The 17,754-nt window shown below is 70.3% G+C and carries 19 protein-coding genes; 7 read left to right on the forward strand and 12 right to left on the reverse strand.

Going from position 1 to position 17,754, the window contains the following annotated elements:
- Positions 1 to 25: 25 nt before the first annotated feature.
- Positions 26 to 565 (reverse strand): DUF4262 domain-containing protein, encoded by a 540-nt coding sequence (locus MZC64_RS44275; RefSeq protein ID WP_247765614.1) that lies wholly within the window; start codon positions 563 to 565, stop codon positions 26 to 28.
- Positions 566 to 602: 37 nt separating this feature from the next.
- On the opposite strand from MZC64_RS44275, the gene MZC64_RS44280 reads away from it, so the two are divergent.
- The 3 genes from MZC64_RS44280 (at position 603) to MZC64_RS44290 (ending at position 2,858) form a co-directional block, all read left to right on the forward strand.
- Entirely contained in the window at positions 603 to 818 is a 216-nt protein-coding gene (locus tag MZC64_RS44280) for a zinc ribbon domain-containing protein (RefSeq protein WP_247765613.1), read from the forward strand.
- Between the two features lie 143 nt (positions 819 to 961).
- Positions 962 to 1,204, forward strand: a complete 243-nt coding sequence (locus MZC64_RS44285) for a hypothetical protein (protein ID WP_247765612.1) — start codon at positions 962 to 964, stop codon at positions 1,202 to 1,204.
- 157 nt (positions 1,205 to 1,361) lie between these two features.
- Complete coding sequence (locus MZC64_RS44290) at positions 1,362 to 2,858, forward strand: glycoside hydrolase family 28 protein (protein WP_247765611.1); 1,497 nt, start codon at positions 1,362 to 1,364, stop codon at positions 2,856 to 2,858.
- Between the two features lie 10 nt (positions 2,859 to 2,868).
- Here the strand turns inward: MZC64_RS44290 and MZC64_RS44295 are convergent, their stop codons facing one another.
- From MZC64_RS44295 to dhaK, 6 genes are all read right to left on the reverse strand, one after another.
- Positions 2,869 to 3,888, reverse strand: coding sequence for a DUF6183 family protein (locus MZC64_RS44295; protein ID WP_247765609.1), 1,020 nt, complete (start codon positions 3,886 to 3,888; stop codon positions 2,869 to 2,871).
- Between the two features lie 24 nt (positions 3,889 to 3,912).
- Entirely contained in the window at positions 3,913 to 5,685 is a 1,773-nt protein-coding gene (locus tag MZC64_RS44300) for a 3-hydroxybutyryl-CoA dehydrogenase (RefSeq protein WP_247765607.1), read from the reverse strand.
- 118 nt (positions 5,686 to 5,803) lie between these two features.
- Positions 5,804 to 6,721 (reverse strand): hypothetical protein, encoded by a 918-nt coding sequence (locus tag MZC64_RS44305; protein ID WP_247765606.1) that lies wholly within the window; start codon positions 6,719 to 6,721, stop codon positions 5,804 to 5,806.
- 30 nt (positions 6,722 to 6,751) lie between these two features.
- Positions 6,752 to 7,492 carry a dihydroxyacetone kinase phosphoryl donor subunit DhaM gene (gene dhaM, locus MZC64_RS44310; RefSeq protein WP_247765605.1) on the reverse strand — a complete coding sequence of 247 codons (741 nt, stop codon included), beginning with the start codon at positions 7,490 to 7,492 and terminating at the stop codon, positions 6,752 to 6,754.
- The gene (gene dhaL / locus MZC64_RS44315; protein WP_247765604.1) at positions 7,489 to 8,127 is read right to left on the reverse strand and encodes a dihydroxyacetone kinase subunit DhaL; all 639 of its coding nucleotides are present in this window, start codon (positions 8,125 to 8,127) and stop codon (positions 7,489 to 7,491) included. Before dhaL ends, dhaM begins: the two co-directional genes overlap by 4 nt.
- Positions 8,127 to 9,128, reverse strand: coding sequence for a dihydroxyacetone kinase subunit DhaK (gene dhaK, locus MZC64_RS44320; protein ID WP_247765602.1), 1,002 nt, complete (start codon positions 9,126 to 9,128; stop codon positions 8,127 to 8,129). Before dhaK ends, dhaL begins: the two co-directional genes overlap by 1 nt.
- A gap of 142 nt (positions 9,129 to 9,270) precedes the next feature.
- Between dhaK and MZC64_RS44325 the strand changes: the two genes are divergently transcribed.
- Positions 9,271 to 10,281 (forward strand): iron-siderophore ABC transporter substrate-binding protein, encoded by a 1,011-nt coding sequence (locus tag MZC64_RS44325; protein WP_247765600.1) that lies wholly within the window; start codon positions 9,271 to 9,273, stop codon positions 10,279 to 10,281.
- 158 nt (positions 10,282 to 10,439) lie between these two features.
- Here the strand turns inward: MZC64_RS44325 and MZC64_RS44330 are convergent, their stop codons facing one another.
- Positions 10,440 to 11,924, reverse strand: a complete 1,485-nt coding sequence (locus MZC64_RS44330) for an aldehyde dehydrogenase family protein (RefSeq protein ID WP_247765598.1) — start codon at positions 11,922 to 11,924, stop codon at positions 10,440 to 10,442.
- 112 nt (positions 11,925 to 12,036) lie between these two features.
- Positions 12,037 to 13,041 carry a hypothetical protein gene (locus MZC64_RS44335; protein WP_247765597.1) on the reverse strand — a complete coding sequence of 335 codons (1,005 nt, stop codon included), beginning with the start codon at positions 13,039 to 13,041 and terminating at the stop codon, positions 12,037 to 12,039.
- Between the two features lie 549 nt (positions 13,042 to 13,590).
- Between MZC64_RS44335 and MZC64_RS44340 the strand changes: the two genes are divergently transcribed.
- A complete protein-coding gene (locus tag MZC64_RS44340) occupies positions 13,591 to 13,731 on the forward strand; it encodes a hypothetical protein (protein WP_247765595.1) in 141 nt (46 codons plus the stop codon).
- Positions 13,732 to 13,739: 8 nt separating this feature from the next.
- Here MZC64_RS44340 and MZC64_RS44345 read toward each other — a convergent pair whose 3' ends face one another.
- Both MZC64_RS44345 and MZC64_RS44350 read right to left on the reverse strand, forming a co-directional pair.
- Positions 13,740 to 14,036 (reverse strand): hypothetical protein, encoded by a 297-nt coding sequence (locus tag MZC64_RS44345; protein ID WP_247765593.1) that lies wholly within the window; start codon positions 14,034 to 14,036, stop codon positions 13,740 to 13,742.
- Between the two features lie 10 nt (positions 14,037 to 14,046).
- Positions 14,047 to 15,750, reverse strand: a complete 1,704-nt coding sequence (locus MZC64_RS44350; protein WP_247765592.1) for a sodium:solute symporter family protein — start codon at positions 15,748 to 15,750, stop codon at positions 14,047 to 14,049.
- Positions 15,751 to 15,937: 187 nt separating this feature from the next.
- On the opposite strand from MZC64_RS44350, the gene MZC64_RS44355 reads away from it, so the two are divergent.
- Both MZC64_RS44355 and MZC64_RS44360 read left to right on the forward strand, forming a co-directional pair.
- Positions 15,938 to 16,294: a zf-TFIIB domain-containing protein gene (locus MZC64_RS44355; protein ID WP_308301139.1), complete on the forward strand. Its 357-nt coding sequence runs from the start codon at positions 15,938 to 15,940 to the stop codon at positions 16,292 to 16,294.
- Positions 16,295 to 16,311: 17 nt separating this feature from the next.
- On the forward strand, positions 16,312 to 16,947 hold the full coding sequence (locus tag MZC64_RS44360; protein WP_247765590.1) for an AAA family ATPase: 636 nt from the start codon (positions 16,312 to 16,314) through the stop codon (positions 16,945 to 16,947).
- 51 nt (positions 16,948 to 16,998) lie between these two features.
- On the opposite strand, the gene nucS is transcribed toward MZC64_RS44360, so the two are convergent.
- On the reverse strand, positions 16,999 to 17,658 hold the full coding sequence (nucS, locus tag MZC64_RS44365) for an endonuclease NucS (protein ID WP_247765589.1): 660 nt from the start codon (positions 17,656 to 17,658) through the stop codon (positions 16,999 to 17,001).
- Positions 17,659 to 17,754 lie beyond the last annotated feature (96 nt).

A 17,754-nucleotide genomic window follows, 5' to 3' on the forward strand; every position in this document is an offset into this window, starting at 1 on the left:
ACCCGGACGGATCAGCCCGGCGCGGTCAGACCTCGGTGGCGATCCGCGGCCACAACTCGCCGGGGTGTTCGGCCAGCGGCAGCCACAGGTTCGGCTGCCAGTCCCGGCACCGGTCCCCCGCCTCCGGGTGCCAGGGCCAGTGCCCGTGCCGGTCCGGCCAGATCACCTGCAGGAACGGCGGGGTCTGCTGCCGGTAGAAGCCGACCGCGGTGCCGAAGAGCCCGTCGTTCCAGCTCGCGTCGGCCGCCCGCAGCCGCACCGGCTGGTCGGCCAGCACATCGGTCAGCTCGGCGCCGTCTTGCAGGATGCCGCCGCCGGGGATCCGGTCGGCGAGTTCGTTGAGCCAGGTCATCATGTCCGGCCCACGCAGCCCGAACATGGCGATCTCCGGCTGCCGGAAGGAATGCCACAACCCGTAGCTGAACGCCCAGCCCGGCTCGTCCACGATGCCGACCACACCCCACCGGTGCCTGCGCACAGTGCCGATCTCCCGCGACCACCGCTGGTCCTGGCGGGCGTCCGGCGGCTCGCAGATCAGGCAGGCGCACTCGGTTGTCCTCGGCACAGCCCGACGGTAACCGCCGATGCCGCACAATGGCGGCATGCCGCGTTATGAGTTCCGCTGCCGCGAGTGCGGGAACACCTTCGAGCTGTCCCGCCCGATGAGCGCCTCCAGTGACCCGGCGACCTGCCCCGGCGGTCACACCGACACGGTGAAACTGCTGACCACGCTCGGCATGACCGGCCGCGGCGGCAGCGCACCCGCGCCGGCCGGAGGCGGCGGCGGGGGTTGCTGCGGTGGCGGCTGCTGCGGCTGAGCACCGCTTGACCTCCAGCTGACCGGGAGCACCCGAGCTGCCCTGACCGGGTGGCGCGGCCCACCCGAACCGGCGACCGCGCTACCCAGCCCGCCCTGGACCGGCTAACCAGGAAGGCACGCCCGGCAGCTCGGAGGAAACACATGATCAGGCCACTGGCCATCGTTCTCACCTCGGCGATCGTCGGCGCCGCGCTGGCCGGACCGGCGGCCACCGCGCACGCCGACGCCGAGGAGTGCGTGTCCTACGCGATGAGCGAGGCCGACGCCGGCATCCTGCTCGCCGACCTGGCCTGCGCCGCGGTCACCTTCCTGGACTGCTACCGGATCTTCCGCATCGAGTACGGCCCGCAGCTGTGGGCGATCACCGCCTGCGAGCTGCGCTGACCACGGTCCTCCCGATGGTCTCCTCCGGCTGGCCCCTTGCGCCGGGCACGCCCTGCTCCTAGCGTTGCAAACGCTTACATTTTGACCGCCGCCTCTTCGCAGCAGCTCCTGCGCCGCCACGCGGGTCAGAGGAACCGCACCGAGGAGGACCCCGCTGATGAACCGATCCTGGCGATCCCGCCTGCTCGTCCTGGGCGCCGCGGGCGCCACCGTGCTGGCCATGGCGACCCCCGGCCTGGCCGCGCCGAACGCCACCTTCAACATCCGGGACTACGGCGCCAAGGGCGATGGCAAGGCCATCGACTCGCCCGCCATCGACAAGGCGATCACCGCGGCCAGTGCCGCCGGTGGCGGCGTGGTCGAGGTGCCGGCCGGCACCTACCTGTCCCGGTCCATCCACCTCAAGAGCAACATCACCATCAACCTGGCCGCCGGGTCGAAGATCATCGCGGCCGGCAGTGGCATGGACAAACCCGAGCCCAACGAGTTCGACGACTACCAGGACTTCGGGCACAGCCACTTCCGCAACGCCCTGCTCTGGGGCGAGAACGTCGCCAACATCCACTTCACCGGCACCGGCACCATCGACGGCGACAACAAGCTGGACACCAGCAACAACCCGGGTTCCGGCATCGCGGACAAGGCGATCTCGCTGAAGTTCTGCAAGAACGTGACGCTGACCGGCATCACCATGCGCCAGGGCGGGCACTTCGCGGTGCTGGCCAACGGCTGCGACGGGATGAAGTTCAGCAACGTCAAGATCCTCACCTCCGAGGACCGGGACGGGATCAACATCATCAACAGCTCGAACGTCGAGGTCGCCGACTCCATCGTGGAGGCCAGTGACGACGCGGTGGTCTTCAAGAGCGACTACGCCCTTGGCAAGACCTTCGTCAGCCAGAACAACGTGGTGCGCGATTCCACCATTAAGTCCACCGAGAACAACGCGCTCCAGTTCGGCTCGGAGACCTGCGGCAACTTCCGCAACATCCGGTTCAGCAACCTCAAGGTCACCGGCGCGGGCAAGGCGGGCCTGGGCATCGTGTCCATGGACGGCTCGGTGATCGAGGACATCCACTACAACAACATCACCCTGACCCGCACCACCACGCCGATCTTCCTGCACGTCGGCAAGCGCTCGCGCTGCCCGGGCAAGCCGCCGGCCGGCAAGATCCGCGATATCCACTTCACCGACATCAGCGGCGCCAACCTGACCTCGCCGACCAGCGTGCCGGGCGGCCCCGAGCACACCAGCACGATCACCGGCCGCACCGACTCGATGATCGAGAACGTCACCTTCACCAACGTCAAGCTGAACGTGCCCGGCAACCACCCGGCCTCCGACGCCAACCGGGTGCCGCCGGAGAACAGCACCGAGTACCCGCCGCGGATCTTCGGCGTGCGGCCGTCCTTCGGCTTCTGGATCCGGCACGCCAAGGACATCAAGTTCGTCGGCAGCACCTTCGAGTTCGAGAAGAACGACGGCAGGCCGGCGTTCCTGACCAACGACACCACCGGCGTCAGCATCAACGGCGTCAAGGTCGAGCGCAGCACCGGGCCCTACGACGTGACCTTCCAGAAGAGCAGCGGTCAGTCGGTGACCAACAGCTCCACCACCACGGGCGCGGAACTGCGCACCCGCACGCAGAACTGAGCCTGCGGGCTCAGTCGGTGTCGCTCGCGGCCAGGACGGCCACCGTGCCGTCCGGCCGCGCAGCCAGCAGCCCGAAGTCCCAGGCGATGTCGTAGAACCACGGCCCGGACGCGTCGAACTCCCACCACTGGCAGTCGGACTCCGCCGGCCGCGCCACCCCGGCGAGCCCGGCGATCGCCCAGCGGGCGTGCAGCCGGGTGTAGGCGAGGCCGGGGCTGTGCCGGTAGGCCCCGTCCCGCTGCATCCGGTCGAACAGCGACCAGTACGCCTCGTCCAGCGTCGACGGGCTCACCCGCACGGCCTGCGCCCCGGCCAGGCAGTCCAGCGGCAGGCTGGTCAGCAGATCCGGCTGCCAGGGCGCGCTCAGCCGGAACAGCCCGCTCTCCAGGTGGCCGCCGCCCATGTTCGTCCAGTGCCGGAAGCCCGCGGTGACCTGGTCCCCGTTCCAGGACAGCCGCTCGACCTCGGTGACCGGCTCCGGGCCGCCCGCCTCCGGCCACAGCGGCAGGGTGCGGAACGGCTCCGCGCCCTCCTCGCCCAGCTCGAACCCGGCCAGCTTCAGCGGCAACTCGCCGAGCGGGTGCGCGCCGTGCAGCTGCTCGGCGTAGGCCACCGCCTCCGGCACCCCGGTCAGGTCGCCGTGCCGCAGCACCGTCTCGTGCAGCAGGCAGGCCAGCACCTCGTCCTCCGGCCGGGCGTCGGCCAGGAAGGCGTCCAGGTTCTCCAGCGGCTGGCCCTCGGCGAGCAGTGCGGCGGCCCGGCGCTTCTGGCCGACCGACACCCGCTCGTCCCCGGCCAGCTGCAGCGCGGCGACCACACTGAACGCGCCGGGGCGGGCGGCCAGCGCGGTGATCACGCCCCACAGCACTTCATCGGCCGCCGGGCCGTCGGCCGCCAGCAACGCCTCACCGAGGTGCAGCAGCTCGTCGATCCGGCCGGCATCGGCCCAGCCCCGCACGAGGTCGAGTTCCTCGTGGCAGTGCTCGGCGGTGCGCAGCCTGCTGATCAGCTCGTCGATCGTGGCCTCCACGATCTCTCAGGCTACCCAGCCCGCTCAGCCGGTGTAGTCGCGGAATCCCTTGCCGGTCTTGCGCCCCAGCCGACCTGCGGTGACCAGGTGTTCCAGCAGCGGCGCGGGGGCGAAGCCGGCCTCGCGGAACTCCAGGTACAGCTCGCGCTGGATGGCCAGGGCCACGTCCAAGCCGACCACGTCCAGCAACGCGAACGGGCCCATCGGCAGGCCACAGCCGACCTTCATCGCGTTGTCGATGTCATCGGCGGAGGCGTAGTGCGCCTCCAGCATCTTCACCGCGTCGTTGAGGTAGGGGAACAGCAGCGCGTTGACGATGAACCCGGCGCGGTCGCCGCAGGTCACCGGGTGCTTGCCGAGCTTGCGGCAGACCGCCTGGGCGGTGCTGACCACCTCGGGCGCGGTGGAGATGGTGTGCACCACCTCGACCAGCTTCATCACCGGCGCGGGGTTGAAGAAGTGCAGGCCGACCACGTCGCCGGGGCGGCTGGTCACCGCGGCCAGCTCGATCACCGGCAGCGAGGAGGTGGTGGTGGCCAGCACCGCGCCCGGCTTGCACACCTCGTCCAGGGTGGCGAAAACGGCCTTCTTGACCGACAGCTCCTCGGCGACCGCCTCGACTACCAGGTCGGCGTCGGCCAGATCGCCCAGGTCGGTGGTCACCTGGACCCGCGCCAGCGCGGCGTCCCGGTCCCCTTCGGTCAGCTTGCCGCGCAGCACGCCCTTGTCCAGCGAGCGGCGCAGCGCCTCCAGCGCGGACTTGCCCTTGCCCTCGCTGCGGGCCCGCACGATGACGTCGTGGCCGGACTTGGCGAAGACCTCCACGATGCCGGTGGCCATGGTCCCGGTGCCGACCACGCCGACCCGCTGCACCTCACGGACCTGCTCGCCCGCGTCACCCTCGGCGCTGACCGCGTCCACCACGGTGGGCGAGTCGGGGGCGTCGTAGGTGTAGAAGCCACGTCCGGTCTTCCGGCCCAGCAGGCCCGCGGTGATCATCTGCTTGAGCAGCGGCGCGGGGGCGTGCAGCCGGTTGCGGGACTGGTGGTACATGGTGTCGAGGATCTCGTAGGCGGTGTCCAGCCCGATCAGGTCGAGCAGCGCCAGCGGGCCCATCGGGTAGCCGCAGCCCAGCTTCATGGCCGCGTCCAGGTCCTCGCGGGTGGCGTAGCGGCCCTCGAACATGCGCACGGCGTGGTTGAGGTAGCCGAACAGCAGCGCGTTGGCGATGAAGCCCGCGCGGTCGCCGATGACCACCGGCACCTTGCCCAGCCGCTCGGCCAACGCGGTGACGTCCTCGACCACCTCGGGCTCGGTGACCACGGTGCGGATCACCTCGACCAGCTTGAGCACCGGCGCCGGGTTGAAGAAGTGCATCCCGACGACCTTGCCCGGCCGGGAGGTGTGCACGGACAGCTCGGTGACCGAGAGCGAGGAGGTGTTGGAGGCCAGGATCGTCTCCGGCGGGCAGATCCGGTCCAGCTCGGCGAAGACCTGGGCCTTCAGCTCCATCCGCTCCGGCACCGCCTCGATCACCAGATCGGCTGCGGCCAGCGCCTGCAGCGAGGTGGTGAACTCGATCTGGGCGAACAGCGCGTCCTTGCCAGCCTCGTCCAGCTTGCCGCGGCGCAGCGCGCGGTCGGTGGAGTGCTCCACGTGGCCACGCCCACGGGCGAGCGCGTCCTCGGTCACCTCGACCGCGATGACCTTGAGCCCGGTGCGCGCGAACACCTCCGCGATACCGGCGCCCATGGTGCCCAGTCCGACGACTCCGACGGTGGTGAACTCACGCGTCACGACTCTGCCTCCCACGACATCGGGGGACCCGCTGACGGGTGCTACGGGCCAGTAACTTGTGGTGATAGTGCCACGCTGCGTGTTGTTTTCCCCGGTGAGGTTCGCCACGGGGACAAGCCTAGAGAGCGGGTAGGCGCGGCCAGACCGCGGTGGCCACCTCGCGCGCGAGCGGGCAGTTCTCCTCCGGCGGCAGCGCGCTGTAGATCGACACCCTGGCGTTCTCCCGGTAGCCCTGACCGAAGGCGATATGCCTGGTGTCCACCCGGCAGGAGGGCAGCAGACCGCCGCCCGCGGGCTGGGCGCGGACCAGGGACTCGCGGCCGCCGATCCGCTCGATCGCCGCGGGCGCGGCCGGATCCGGGTCGACCACGCTGAAGCTGACCAGCAGCGAGGGCGAGTCGCCGCGGCGGCCACCCCACTGGCAGACGTGCCGGTTGCCGTCGCCGTGCGGCATCGGGGTGTCGATGCCGGGCACCCTGGCGGCCAGCGCGGCGGGCACCAGCGGACAGGGATCCAGGACGGCCAGCGAGTTGGGCGGGTAGGCGCGGCCGCGGGTGCCGCCGGCGCGCAGCACGGTGCGCACCGATTCGGCCGCGGCCTCGGCCACCGCGCAGAGCTGGGCGTCCTCGCCGCTGACGTCCACCGTGACGTAACGCAGATCGGGCAGCACCACCACCGATCCGCAGGAGTCGGCGACCGCCTTGGCCCGGCCGACCCGCACCCCGTCCCGTTCGACCAGCTCGAAGCCGAGCTGCTCGGCCCCGTGTGCCTCGGCCAGCCTGCCGCCGGAGCCCAGCGTCACGGTCAGCTCGGCCACCCCGTTGCGCAGTGCGAGGCGGCAGTCGTCGAAGTTCAGCTCAGGGCCGGGGAACTGGCCGCCGAAGCGGCTCAGCGCGTCCGGGGCGAGCAGGCTGCACGGGTCCAGCCGCGGCCAGTCGGGCGCGGGGGCGGCCGCGCCCGGACCGGCCTGCGGCGTGCCACAGCCGACCAGCACGGTCACCAGGACCACGCAGGCCAGAATCGCTCTGGCAGCCATGATCCGCAGCGTAAGCGCGGATCAGCGGGCTCACTCGTCGAAACCGCGTTCGGCGAGCGCTGCCACCCGAGTGAGTGCCTCCTGGGCGTCCGGACCGACCGCGCGCAGCGTGATGGTGTCCCCACCGCGGGCGCCAAGGCCCATCAGCGCGAGCACGCTGGCCGCGCTGACCTCCTGGTCGCCGAAGCGCACCGAGGCCTCCACATCCAGCTCGGCCACGGCGCGGGCCAGCAGCGCGGCCGGCCGGGCGTGCAGGCCGATCTCGTTGCGCAGTTCGATGTCCAGCTCGACCAGCCCGCTGGAGCTGGGCTGGTCGTGCCCATGTCCGTGGCCGTGGTCCTGGCCGTTGGCGCCCAGGAACAGCTCGTCCACGGTCTCGCCGATGGCGAAGGCGGTCGCGGTCGCGGCGGCGTCGGCCACCTCGTCCAAAGTGGACCCGCCCTGGGCGGAGACCGCGGCGGCCACCGCGCCCTCGGCCAGCGGGGCGTCCACCACCACCGCCCGGCCCGGGTCGCCCAGCACCTCCACGGCCAGTTCGGCGATCATCTGCGCGCTGCCCAGGTCGTAGAGCAGCACCACGCCCTCGCCGTCGTCCGCGCGTTCCAGCGCGGCCGAGACGGTGTCCAGGTCGGTGCCGAGGCCGCCGTTCTCGGGCAGGCCGCCCGCGGCCAGGATGCGCACCTCCGGCGCCATCTGCTGGGCCAGTTCCACCACGCCCTCGGCCAGCTTCGCGCTGTGCGAGACGATCACCAGTCCCACCCGGCGGTTCATCGCGCGCCGCCAGCGTGCGTGGCCAGCGCGGTCAGCAGCAGTGAGGTCGAGCGCGCACCCGGGTCGAGATGCCCCGCGCTGCGCTCGCCGAGGTAGGAGGCGCGGCCCTTGCGGGCGACGAGGGGCACCGTCGCCGCCGCGCCGTCCGCCGCCGCGCTTGCGGCCGCCGACAAGGTCGCCGCGACATCCGCACCCTGGGCCGCGGCGGACTCGGCGGCGTGCACAGCCGGGGTCAGCGCGTCCACCATCGTCTTGTCGCCCGGCTCGGCCTTGCCCCTGGCCAGCACCCCGTCCAGCGCGGCGCGCAGGGCCGTGGCCACGGCCGGGGCATCCAGTTCGGCGAGCCCGTCCAGCGCGGCGCCCGCGCGCAGGAACGCGGTGCCGTACAACGGCCCCGCCGCCCCACCCACCGTGGAGATCAACGTCTTCGCCACCGCCTTGAGCACCGAGGCTGGCCCCGACCATCCTCCTCCGTCCATTGTGGACACCACAGCGGTGAAGCCCCTGCGCAGGTTCTCCCCGTGGTCGGCGTCGCCGATGAGCCGGTCCAGCTCGACCAGCTCGTCCCGGTGTTCGATGACCACCTCCGCCGCGGCTCGCAACGCGGCGAGGAGGTCTTCCGTGGAACAGCCCATCACATCCCCCAGCGCAGCGCCGCGGTCCGCACCGGCGCGTCCCAAAGATCAACCAGTTCGTCATCCAGCTTGAGCAAGGTCAGGCTCATCCCCTGCATCTCCAGACTGGTCACATAGGACCCGACCAGGTGGCGCCGCACCGTGATTCCGCGCCCGGCAAGCAGTTCCGCCGCGATGCCGTGCGCCAGGTACAGCTCGATCTGCGGGGTGCCGCCCATGCCGTTGGTCAGCAGCAGCACCTCATCGCCCTCGGCGTAGGGCAGGTCCTCGGTCACCGCGTCCACCAGCCTGCGCACCAGCGCGTCGGCGGGCTCCATCGGCAATCGGGCCCGGCCGGGCTCGCCGTGGATGCCGATGCCCAGCTCCAGTTCGTCCTCGGCCAGGGTGAAACCGGGCTGCCCGGCGTGCGGCACGGTGCCAGCGCTCAGCGCCACACCCAGGGTGCGGGTGCGGCCGATCACCTTGCGCGCCAACGCCTCGCAGGCGTCCAGGTCATCCCCGCGCTGCGCGGCCGCGCCGACGATCTTCTCCACCAGCACGGTGCCGGCCACGCCCCGGCGGCCCGCGGTGTAGAGCGAGTCCTTCACCGCGACGTCGTCGTCGACCACCACGGTGCGCACCTCGGTGCCCTCGATCGCGGCGAACTCGGCCGCGGTCTCGAAGTTGAGCACGTCGCCGGTGTAGTTCTTCACGATCAGCAGCACCCCGGCGCCGCCGTGCACCGCCTCGATCGCGGCCTGCACCCCGTCCGGGGTGGGCGAGGTGAACACCGGGCCGGGCACCGCGGCGTCGAGCATGCCGGGGCCGACGAAGCCGCCGTGCAGCGGTTCGTGGCCGGAGCCACCACCGGAGACCAGGGCGACCTTGCCCTGGACCGGGGCGTCGTTGCGGTGGATGACGGCCGGGTCCGGGCGCACGGTCAGCAGGTCGGCATGCGCCAGCGCCATCCCGCGCAGCGCCTCGGACACCACGTCAGCCGGATCATTGATGATCTTCTTCACGTCGGTCTCCTCGCCGTTGGGGGACTGATCGTCTTTACTACACCGCCTTCGCCCCAGTGCCAAAGGGCACATGCACGATGTGCCTGACGAGCACTTTCCCGGAGTTATGGTGAGCCTAACCTCAGGAAGGCAGGAGAAACCGGTGACTAACGGGACCAGACGGCTCGCGGCGGGTGTGATGGGCGGGCTGCTCGTCCTGCTCGCCGGTTGCGGCGGGGCCAAGCCCGCGGACGTGCCCGCGGTGGCGGTCGGCGGCGCCGACTTCGGCAAGGCTGGCGAGCAGTCGGCCCAGTTCGGCACCACCGCCGCGCCAGGGATGTTCCCCCGGGTGATCAAGCACGGGATGGGCGAGACCACCCTGCCCAAGCGCCCGGAGCGGGTGATCGTGCTGGACACCGGCGAGCTGGACAACGTGGTCTCGCTGGGCCTCAAGCCGGTCGGCGTGGCCTTCACCGAGGGCAGCCCCGAGATGCCTGCCTATCTGCGCGACAAGGCGGGCACCCCGGAGAACGTGGGCAGCGCCAACGCGCTGAAGCTGGAAGCGATCAAGAAGCTGGCGCCGGATCTGATCCTGGGCTCCAAGCTGCGCGCCGAGGCCCAGTACAAGGTCCTCTCCGCCATCGCGCCCACCGTGTTCAGCCTCCGTCCTGGGTACACCTGGAAGGAGAACTTCCGGCTCAACGCCGCCGCGCTGGACCGCTCGGCCGACGCGGACAAGATGATCAAGGACTTCGAGGCGCACGCCCTCGTCACCGGCAACAAGATCGAGGCCAAACAGGGCAAGCGCCCCACGGTGTCGATGGTCCGGTTCATGCCCGGCAAGATCCGGCTGTACGCGGACAAGTCGCTGATCGGCACCGTGCTCAAGGACGCCAGGCTCCCCCGCCCGGAACCGCAGAAGGTCGACGACCTCGCGGTGGAGGTCAGCGCGGAGAACCTGGCCAAGGCCGACGGCGACGTGATCTTCATCGGCACCTACGGCGACCCGGCCAAGACCGCGCAGAAGGACGTGCAGGGCTCCCCGCTCTGGCAGCAACTCAGCGCGGTCAAGGCAGGCAGGTCCCACCCCGTCAACGACGAGACCTGGTACCTGGGCCTGGGCGTGCTCTCCGCGGAGTCCATCCTCGGCGACCTGGAACGCCTGCTCGCCTGAGCACAGCGGCAAGCGAAGGGGGCGCGCCATCGGCCGCCCCCTGCACGCTGCCGGGCGCACCATGGCTGCCCGGCTCGGCCGCCTGCTCAGCGCAGCCGCCTGCCCGGCACGCCCGCTGCCCGACCGGGCGCCAACCGCGCCGCGCCTCAGCCCTCAGCTCAGCGCCGGTGCACCAATCGCAGGATCCGCAGCAGTCGCCGAACCGTCCGCGAGCCGCGCGCGAAGGACATCGGCTGCAACGGCGCCTTGAACTTCTGCCGGGTCACCGCCTGCGTCCTGGCGAACTCGCGCAAGCCGTCCGCGCCGTGGATCCGCCCGAACCCGGAGTCGCCGATGCCGCCGAAGGGCAGCGCGGGCACCGCGGCGAAGGAGACCACCGAGTTGACCGCGACCATGCCCGCCCGCAACCTGCGGGCCAGTTCCATGCCGCGGGCGCGGGAGAAGATCGCGCCGCCCAGTCCGTAGCGCACCCCGTTGGCCAGCCGGATCGCCTCGTCCACATCGGCCACCCGGTTGATGGTCAGGGTCGGCCCGAAGGTCTCCTCGGTGATCGCCAGCGAGTCCTCGGGCACGTCCACCAGCACGACCGGTTCGACGTAGGGCTCGCGCACCGATTCCTTGCCGCCGACCACGGCCATCGCGCCCTTGCTCAGCGCGTCCTCGATGTGCGACTGGATGATCGGCACCTGGCTCGGCATGGTGATCGGACCCAGGTCCGCGGTCGGCTCGGCGCCGGGCTTGAGCCGCCCCGCGATCCGGGTCACCCGCTCGATGAACTCCTGCGCCACCGAGTCGACCACGTACACCCGCTCCACGCCGACACAGGTCTGCCCAGCGTTGGCCATCCCGCCCCACACCGCGGCCTGGGCCGCGGCCTCCAGGTCGGCGTCGGCGTCCACGATCAGCGCGTCCTTGCCGCCACACTCCACCAGCACCGGCGTCAGCGTTTCGGCACAGGCGGCCATCACCCGCTTGCCGGTGGCGGTGGACCCGGTGAAGGCGAGTTTGTCCACCCCGGACGTGCACAGCGCCGCCCCGGTCGCACCGAACCCGGTGACCAGCGAGAACACCGGCCACTCCGGCACCACCTCGGCGAAGGTGCTGACCAGCCAGGCACCGACCCCTGGGGTCAGCTCACTCGGCTTGAACACCACCGCGTTGCCGGCCGCGAGCGCGTAGGAGATGGACCCCATCGGCGTGTGCGCCGGATAGTTCCACGGCCCGATCACCCCGACCACGCCCAGCGGCAGGTACTCCACCGTGGATGCCTGGTTGGACATCAGCACGCCCGAGGACACCTTGCGGCGCTTGAGCACCTTCTCCGCGTTCTTGGCCGCCCACTGCAGGTGGTCGACCACGAGCACCAGTTCCAGCCGCGCGTCGTCCAGCGGCTTGCCGGTCTCGGCGCACATCACCCCGGCGAGTTCGTCCAGCCGTTTGAGCAGCAGGTGCCGCCAGGCGTCCAGTCGCTTCTTCCGCTCGGCGAACCCCAGCTCGCCCCACCACAGCTGTGCTTCCCGCGCCTGCTCCACCACGGCGCGCACCTGCGAGGCGGAGTGCACCGGGTACTCGCCGACCACCTCGGAGGTCCGAGGGTCCAACGAGGTGAAGGACTCGGCCTGTTCGCGTACCGCCCCGGTCATCGGCGCCTCCGACAGCTCAACCAGCTCAACGTCGCACGGACCTTGTTACCGCACAGTAGTCGTCCGTGCGGGGTGCTGTCAGCCCGCCCTCCGGGGACCTCGGGGCCGCTACCTAGACCTTGGGGAACTTCGCCTTGAGCGCCTTGACCACGCCGATGGCCTTGCCGCAGGCGTCATATCCCGCCGTGTTGGGCACGTTGGTCACCTCGACCTGCACCACTTCGGCCTTGGTGCCCTCGGTGGCGCGGTACGGCCAGGAGATCTCGCAGCGGGGGTGACTGGTGTCGGAGTACTTCTTGTAGACGGTGAGGCTGTCGTCGACCTTCACCTCCTCCGGCGCGAACGAGCCCTTGGCGTTCTTGGGATTGGTCTCCACACTCAGGTTGATCTTGAGCGAGAGCCCGTCGGTCCGCCGCCAGCTGCACTGGTGCAGCCGCCACGGGAAGATCGACGGCACGTTGGTCAGCACCTCGGCCAGCGCGATCTGGTCGAGCACGGTGCAGGTGTCGATCTGGGCCAGCACCCCGGCTTCGGCGTTCCGCTGCGGCGGATTGCTCTTGATCCGGTTGATCACCGCCGCGCCGGCCTTGTTGCTCAGGTCGCAGCGATTGGCCGCCTCGGTGCGCAACGAGACGCTGATCCCCAGCGAGTACGTGCCCTCCTGAACCATGATCTTGTGGTCGCAGAAGGTCTGGTTGACCGACTGGTCCGCCTTGAGCCCACCCACGTCCTTGGTCAGCCGCTTGCTCTCCAGCAGCATGTTGATGCCGAGTTCGACCTTGATCGACGAGGTCTTCCCGTCCTTGCGCAAGGTCACCGAACACTCGTCGTACCCAGTGGCGGTCGGCGCGCCCGCCTCACCCAGCTCAGCCACGGTCTCGGCGTCGATGACCCCACACGGATCCACCTTGCGCAGCCTGTCCGGCGCGAACGCCGGATCCACCGGTTTGCCCTCCGGCACCCCGGAGCCACTGCTGCCCCCGGAGGACTCGGCGGCCGGGATGGTCGACCGCGAGAAGTTCGTCTTGGCCAGGTCGACTTCGGCGCCACAGGCGGCCACGCTCGCCAGCAGGGCGAACGCGGCGAGCAGGGAGGGCACGGGCTTCACGCGGGACACGAGGTGCACGGTAGCGAGCCCATGCCAGGCCCGTGTGCCGAACCCGCCGAACAGGGGCGACTCAGGCGAGGGCAGGGGGCGGGCGAGGGGCTGGGCGGCACGGATTCGGCTGGTGGCGGGCGGCGGGTGGTGGGGCGAGGTGAGGTGGGCGCGCCGGGTGGGCGTGGTGTCCGCTCCGCGCAAGCAATACCGACATGTCGTGCTCCTCGACTGGCTGGCACTGGCTGGGGTCCGTGGCTTTCCGCGCCACGGCAACGACGCTGCCAGACCGGCCGCCCCGGCAACAGCGACCTCGCCCCGACCTGTGGACAACCCGTCGGTTGTGGACAACTCGCCCGTTTCCCGGGCCGGAGCGGCGTTCCTGTCGGTGGCGTGTGCTAGCGGCAACCTCGCGATCCGGTTACCGCAAGTCAACAGACGCGTAAAAACCCCAGCTCACCGGCCGTGCGCCAGATCACGGACCGTTTCGGGAACGATCCAGAAGCCTGGAGCGATTAACTAGGTGAGCGGATTGGCCGCTCGACGAAGAGGAACTCGAGAAGGAGAAAGATGAGCGACCGCAACACCAGGAACGCCGCGACTCGCACCCGGCCGGTGCGGGCCAGGCTGGGCCGGGCGGTGCGGTGGGTGGACGCCTGGACGCTGGAGGCGTTCAACCCGGTCTACCCGCACCGCCGGACCAACCGTTGAGCCAGCGGCTAGTGCCCGCCGGCGCCAGTGGCGTCGTCGGCGGCTTCCGCCTCCGTCGGCACCCGCAACGGGCGCGCGACGGTCCAGATCACGAAGAACGCGGTGACCGCCAGCATGGACACGCCGGTCCACAGGTTGATGTTGATCCCGCCGGTCTTGGCCAGGTCCGCGGCCGTGGTGTCGAACAGGCCCACGAAGGTGAGCACCACCCCGTAGATCCCGAACAACAGCGCGATGATCAGGCGCAGGTCGAACAGACCCGCCATCCCGGTGGCGCGCTTGGTCTCGCTTGCTTGTTCAGCCATGGTCCCTCCCTCAGCCGACGAAGATGTTGAGCAGGATGGTCAGCACCAGCACCCCGCCACCCAGCAGCGCGGGCGAGCGGTACCAGCCGGCGTCGTCGCCGGTCGTGGAGTGGGTGCGGGTCTCCTTCGGCGTCAGGCTGTAGACCAGACCGGTCAGTTCGGCGTCCGGCTTGGGCTTGGTGACCAGCGAGACCGCCACGCTGACCAGGATGTCCACCACGAACGCCGCGCCGGCGCCGATGAAGCTCGCGCCCTGGCCGGGCAGGTCGAGCACCTGGATGCCCAGCTTCGGTTCGGCCAGCAGCCACACGGTGACCGCGGCCAGGGTGCCCGCGACCAGGCCGACCCAGCCCGCGGTCGGGGTCATCCGCTTCCAGAACATGCCCAGGATGAACGTGGCGAACAGCGGTGCGTTGAAGAAGGAGAACAGCGCCTGGATGTAGTCCATGATGTTGGACCCGCCCAGGTTGGCCGCGATGAAGGCGGTGCCGATCGCGATCACGCACGCGCCCACGGTGGCCAGCCGGCCGATCCGCAGGTAGTACTCGTCCGGCCGGTCCTTGCGGACGTAGTCCTGCCACAGGTCGTAGGTGAAGACCGTGTTGAACGAGCTGACGTTGGCCGCCACACCGGCCATGAACGAGGCCAGCAGACCGGCGATGGCCACGCCCAGCACACCGTTGGGCAACAGGTCGCGCATCAGGTACAGCAGCACCTGGTTGTACTCCGCGCCCGAGCTGTGGTCACCGGCCTTGATCGCGGCGATGTCCGGCACCAGCACCGCGCCGATGATGCCGGGGAGGATGATGATCGCCGGGATGAGCGCCTTGGGGTAGGCGCCGATGATCGGGGTGCGCCGGGCAGCCGACATGCTCTTGGCCGACATCGCGCGCTGGACCTCGGCGAAGTTCGTGGTCCAGTAACCGAAGGACAGCACGAAGCCGAGGCCGAAGACCAGCCCGATCACGCTGAGCGTGCCGTTGGCGATACCGGTCAGATCGCTGGCGGGCCAGGTGGAGAGGTTGTTCGCGCCGCCGGTGCTGGCGGTGACCTTGGCGACCAGGCCCTCCCAGCCGCCGATCTTGTGCAGCGCGATGATCGTGATCGGCGCCAGCGCGGCGACGATGACGAAGAACTGCAGCACCTCGTTGTAGATGGCCGCGGACAGCCCGCCCATGGTGGTGTAGGCGAGCACGACCACCGCGGCGATCACGATGGACAGCCAGATCGGCCAGCCGAGCAGCACGTTGATGATCACCGAGAGGGCGAACAGGTTGATGCCCGCGATGAGCACCTGGGCCACCGCGAAGCTCAGCGCGTTGACCAGGTGCGCGGGCCTGCCGAAGCGGCGCCGCATGAACTCGGGAACGCTACGGACCTTGGAGCCGTAGTAGAACGGCATCATGACCAGGCCGAGGAAGACCATGGCCGGGATGGCGCCGATCCAGTAGTAGTGCACCGTGGCCAGGCCGTACTGGGCGCCGTTGGCCGTCATGCCCATGAGTTCCAGGGCGCCCAGGTTGGCCGAGATGAAGGCCAGGCCGGTCACCCACGCCGGCAGCGAACGGCCGGAGAGCAGGAAGTCGAGGCTGGTCGACACCGAACGCCGGGCCATATACCCGATTCCCAGCACCAGCACGAAGTACACCGCGAGCAACGCGTAGTCGAGCAGGCTTGCGTCTAGACGCAGGCTCGAAGCGGCGAGCGCTTCCACCCGGGCTCCACCTCCAAGGTCAGCACGGTCGTCATCCGACGTGACGGCGGTACCGTAATCCCTCCTTGACAAAGCAGCGACACAGAGGTCAGAGGCATCTCCATCGATGCAGGTGAGAGCGCTTTCAATTTTTTGCCCGGTGGATGCCTCCACCACATACGCGCCAAAGCTGCGTAACCTTGCATATGTGATTTGTCCGAAGTGCCAGAACGTGATGCAGACCGTGGACCGCGGTGGGGTGCACATCGAGCAGTGCCAGGGCTGTCGGGGGATCTTCCTCGACCGCGGCGAGCTCGAGCAGATCGCCGGCGCCGAGCGCACCTACTACGCCGCCGCACCGGTCCCGCCGCCGCCCCCGCCGATGCCGGGCTACCGGCACGACTCGCCGCCGCCGTATGGCCACCGCGGCAGTCACGGCCACCGTGACTCGCCCCCGCCCTACGGCGGACACCGGCCAGGCCACCGCGATTCGCCGCCCCCCTACGGCGGCCACGGCTACGGCCACAAGCGGAAGAAGAGCTTCCTGGAAGGGCTGTTCGACTGATTCCCGGCCCCAGCCCCGTGGACCTCAAGATCTGCGTCAACTGCGGCGACAAGGCCGAGGTCCCGGTGGTCCTGCCGGGCGACCCGGTTTTGCTCTGCGTGCGGTGCGGGCATCGGCAGCCGTTCCTGCGGCTGCCGATGTTCGCGCTCACCGGCCCCAGCGGCACCGGCAAGTCCACCGTGGGCAAGATGCTGACCGCCGAACTGGGTGACGCGGTCGTGGTGATGGAACAGGACGTGCTGTGGTCGGCCGGGTTGCAGGACCCGGCCGATGACTACCGGGTCTTCCGCGCGACCTGGCTGCGCATGGTGGCCATGGTCAACCAGAGCGGCCGCCCGGTGGTGCTGTGCGGCACCGTGGTGCCGGTGCAGTTCGAGCGGCTGCCCGAACGCGCCTTCCTCGGCGACATCCACTACCTGGCGCTGACCTGCGCGCCGGACCTGCTGGCCAAGCGGTTGCGCGCGCGACCGGCCTGGCGGGAGTGGGACGACGCGGACCGGATCAGCGAGATGCTGGAGTTCAACGAGTGGGTCCGGGCCACCGCGGCCACCATGGAGCCACCGATGGAACTGCTGGACACCACCGACATCAGCCTGGCCGAGTCGGTGCGGGTGGTGGCCGACTGGGTGCGGCGCGGGCTGGCCGAAAGCTGAGTCCTCAGCTCCGCCGGGGCACGCGCGAGCGGCGCCCCGGCGGAGTTGTGGTCAGAACAGGCGGAACTCGTCCGATTCGATGCCGCGCAGCGCGTCGTAGTCCAGCGTGACGCAACGGATCCCGCGGTCCTCGGCCAGCGTGCGGGCCTGGGGCTTGATGATCTGGGCCGCGAACACGCCCTGGACCGGGGACAGCAGCGGGTCCCGGTTGAGCAGCTCCAGATACCTGGTCAGCTGCTCCACGCCGTCGATCTCGCCGCGGCGCTTGATCTCCACGGCCACCGCGCCGCCCTTGCCGTCGCGGGCCATGATGTCCACCGGGCCGATCGCGGTCGGGTACTCGCGGCGGACCAGGGTGTAGCCGTCGCCGAGGGTCACGATGTGCTCGGCCAGCAGCTCCTGCAGGTGCGCCTCGACGCCGTCCTTGACCAGGCCGGGTTCGGGGCCCAGCTCGTGCGCGGAGTCGTGCATGACCTCCTCGAGGGTGATCACCAGCTTCTCCCCCGCCTTGTTCTGCACGGTCCACACGCCGGGGTCCTGGATCAGCCAGCAGGGCGGGCTCATCCAGTTCAGCGGCTTGTACGCGCGGTCGTCGGAGTGGATCGACACCGAACCGTCGGCCTTGATCAGCAACAGCCGATTGGCCATGGGCAGGTGGGCGGTCAGCCGTCCGACGTAGTTGACCTGGCAGCGGGCGATCACAAGGCGCACCGCGACAGGTTAGTGACTGCCTGGCACAGCCGTTCCACCGGCGCTCCGGTGGGGCTCGCCGCACCCTGGATCCACCGGTCTGCCACATGGTTCCGG

The sequence above is a fragment of the Crossiella sp. S99.2 genome (assembly GCF_023094165.1).
In the GTDB taxonomy this organism is placed as follows: Bacteria; Actinomycetota; Actinomycetes; order Mycobacteriales; family Pseudonocardiaceae; genus Crossiella.

Bases quoted from the DNA above. Each gene is read 5' to 3' on its own strand.
- MZC64_RS44280 (WP_247765613.1), top strand. From the start codon at position 603: ATGCCGCGTTATGAGTTCCGCTGCCGCGAGTGCGGGAACACCTTCGAG.
- MZC64_RS44285 (WP_247765612.1), top strand. From the start codon at position 962: ATGATCAGGCCACTGGCCATCGTTCTCACCTCGGCGATCGTCGGCGCC.
- MZC64_RS44290 (WP_247765611.1), top strand. From the start codon at position 1,362: ATGAACCGATCCTGGCGATCCCGCCTGCTCGTCCTGGGCGCCGCGGGC.
- MZC64_RS44305 (WP_247765606.1), bottom strand. From the start codon at position 6,721: ATGGCTGCCAGAGCGATTCTGGCCTGCGTGGTCCTGGTGACCGTGCTG.
- dhaM (WP_247765605.1), bottom strand. From the start codon at position 7,492: ATGAACCGCCGGGTGGGACTGGTGATCGTCTCGCACAGCGCGAAGCTG.
- dhaL (WP_247765604.1), bottom strand. From the start codon at position 8,127: ATGGGCTGTTCCACGGAAGACCTCCTCGCCGCGTTGCGAGCCGCGGCG.
- MZC64_RS44330 (WP_247765598.1), bottom strand. From the start codon at position 11,924: ATGACCGGGGCGGTACGCGAACAGGCCGAGTCCTTCACCTCGTTGGAC.
- MZC64_RS44340 (WP_247765595.1), top strand. From the start codon at position 13,591: ATGAGCGACCGCAACACCAGGAACGCCGCGACTCGCACCCGGCCGGTG.
- MZC64_RS44345 (WP_247765593.1), bottom strand. From the start codon at position 14,036: ATGGCTGAACAAGCAAGCGAGACCAAGCGCGCCACCGGGATGGCGGGT.